At 42.9% G+C, this 3061-nt stretch carries 2 protein-coding genes; both read left to right on the top strand.

All coding sequences use genetic code 11. From position 1 onward, the window contains the following. Nucleotides 1–2496, top strand: a 2496-nt coding sequence (locus KEM10_RS23465; RefSeq protein ID WP_212220717.1) for a hypothetical protein, incomplete at its 5' end; no start/stop codon positions are given. A gap of 2 nt (nt 2497–2498) precedes the next feature. Continuing rightward, nucleotides 2499–2999, top strand: coding sequence for a hypothetical protein (locus KEM10_RS23460; protein ID WP_212220714.1), 501 nt, complete (start codon nt 2499–2501; stop codon nt 2997–2999). Nucleotides 3000–3061 lie beyond the last annotated feature (62 nt).

Below are 3061 nucleotides of genomic sequence, written 5' to 3'. Positions count from 1 at the left end.
ACGATAAAAATGTTTAGGGGAACAACCCCACCGTTATTGAAAAAAGGCGAATGGGCTTCGGATGGCCAGTACGCTTATTTGGGTATGGAACACGAGCAATACAAAGTGTTTCAGGGCGTGTTTGATATGAGTAAAGACCAGCAGATAACAGGTTTTGAATACGATGTTGAACGTAAAGCGATTATTATTCCGTCAGGAACTCCTTTTTCAAAGCTTCAAAGGCTGTTTGATTCCCTGCCCAAAGCATTGAAGTATCACACCAACAAAAGTGCAAGTATCAGCATCATGTTCGAGGATGGTACTTACATCAACGATTTGGGAACGTTCCTGGTCCTTCGTGATTTCTCCTACCAAATCAACATCTGCTCATTGAGCAATAAGGTGGATGGTGTGGTTGGAACATTCGTTAAGCCTGTGATTTTCCAAAGTGATAAGGCTATTGAAATTTACAATAGTGCTATCAATTTTGCAGACATACGTTTTGAATATACCGATGCCGGAAGCGGTGCAATTGCCTTTCTGAACAGTACCACCAACATTGATGATTGCTGTTTTGAGGCGAAGGTCAATCAATCGTGTGTATTTGACAGGGGCTACAACAAGATTGTGTTTTCTGATACCTACTTCAAGATGAACAGGGATATTCAGGACACGATACTTGACAGGGCTTCGGTTGGTTCATTCATTAATATTGCACGTTCAAAATCCGCTCCGGAATACAGACCCAAAACCATTGTTCAGCAAATTAGCGGTGGTTTGATAATCGCCGGGAATGTTGAAGACTTACTCATATCAGAGAAAAGTCCTGTGTATATGCCCAATGGTGGTATCGAGGTACACGGTGGTTTTGTAACCGACCCTGATGGTAACATCAATATTGCCATTCCAACAAAGCTTTCGCAATTGGAAAACGATATGAATCTGACTTCCAATTTTGAGGAACTGCAAAATAAACCAACGACCATTAGTGCAGAACAGGCAACGGCAATTGAGAACAACAACAAAAAGAGCAGCTATCCACAAGTTGATGCAGAAAAGCTTGCAGGGATTGAGGAAGGTGCAACTGCCGGGGCTGATTGGAATACCAATATTCAGAACAAACCGACTACCATATCGGCAGAACAATCGACAGCTATTGAGGCAAATACGCAAAAGCGTTCCTATCCCGAAGCGGATGAAAACAAGTTGGCAGGGATTGAAGAAAACGCCACCGTTGGAGCGGACTGGGACACGAATGTGCAAAACAAACCTGTAACCATCTCCCCACAACAAGCAGCCGATATTGAAGCCAATAATGCTAAACGCAGTTATCCGCAAGCCGATGAAGACAAGCTTTCAGGCATAGAGGAAAATGCAACTGTTGGAGCTGATTGGGAAACAAATATTGCCAACAAACCAACTACAATTTCAGAGGAACAGGCTACCGCTATCGAAGCAAACACGGCAAAACGTTCTTACCCCGAAGCTGATGAAACCAAGCTTGGAGGAATCGAAGAAGGTGCTACTGTTGGAGGTGATTGGGAAACCAATATTCAGAATAAACCTGTTACCATATCAGCAGAACAGGCAGCAGCTATTGAGGCAAATACTGAAAAGCGAAGCTACCCACAAGCCGATGAAGATAAGCTTTCAGGCATTGAAGAAAATGCAACTGCCGGAGCTGATTGGAATACCAATATTCAGAATAAGCCTACTACTATTTCAGAGGAACAGTCAACCGCAATTGAAGCAAACAAGGCAAAACGTTCATACCCCGAAGCGGATGAAACAAAGCTTGGAGGAATTGAAGAAGGTGCTACTGTTGGAGCGGATTGGGAAACTAATATTCAGAATAAACCTGTTACCATTTCGGCAGAACAGGCAGCAGCCATTGAAACCAATGCTCAAAAGCGCAGTTACCCAGAAGCTGACCAGGACAAACTTTCGGGTATTGAAGAAAACGCCACAGCCGGGGCGGATTGGAATACGAATATCGCCAATAAGCCTACCACAATAACAGAGGAACAAGCTATCGCTATCGAAGCGAATACAGCAAAACGCACTTATCCCGAAGCGGATGAAACCAAACTTGGAGGAATCGAAGAAGGGGCTACCGTTGGAGCTGATTGGAATACCAATATTCAGAACAAACCAACAACCATTTCGGCAGAACAAGCAGCAGCCATTGAAGCCAATAATGCTAAACGTTCATACTCCGAAGCCGATGAAACTAAACTTGGCGGTATAGAAGAAAATGCCACCGTTGGGGCTGATTGGGATGTCAACTTACAGAACATTCCTGACTTCCTGAAAAAGTTCTTACAGGTGTATGCTGATTCCGGCATCTTCTCAGGTGAAGATTGGGAAGCAAAGCTGGCTGAGATATTGAACTTCCAAATCAACTTCATGAAAAACTTCGTGGATGCCGATGTGGATAGCCTTTCGGTGGATGTTGCAGGGAATAACCTGAAGCTCACTTTCAAAGACGAAACAGACAAAACCATTACACTCCAATAATTATGAAAGCATTAGTAATAGCAAGCCTTTTTACGGCATTTATAGCGTTGGTAGTTTATCTTACCTCAATCATAGCGGTTCATGGCATCCGCAAATCAATTTCCGATAGCAATTACTTTTTACGCAAACCCTACAAGCTTGTATTTGAGATTGTGATGTGGGTTTGTGGATTATCCATCATCATTACAGGTCTGTTCATTAAAGAATCTGCCGATTGGTGGGTTATCGGAGGCGGTATCGGAATCTTCTTAGTCGGTGTATTTTCCGACTTCAAGCGAAACCTGTTTATCCGTATTGCTCATTATTTATCGGCAATTGGCGGATTTACACTCCTTGGATTAAGCTATTATTTCAGCTTCGGAAATATCGAATACACCATCATCATTGCTATCTCGGCTTTAATTGCAACAGGCTTTGCCGATAAGCGAATTTGGTGTTTGGAGCTGACAATGGCAGCAGAGATATTTATCGGTCTTTTCTATTTGGCTCACACAATCATGTAGTTCTGGTTTGTTCATGGATAAAAAGGGCTACATATCAAGGATTCGTGAGGATTTAAAAGGCG

The sequence above is a fragment of the Carboxylicivirga linearis genome, assembly GCF_018271995.1.
GTDB classification, from domain to species: domain Bacteria; phylum Bacteroidota; class Bacteroidia; order Bacteroidales; family Marinilabiliaceae; genus Carboxylicivirga; species Carboxylicivirga linearis.
This window is presented reverse-complemented; position numbering and strand designations above follow the sequence as displayed.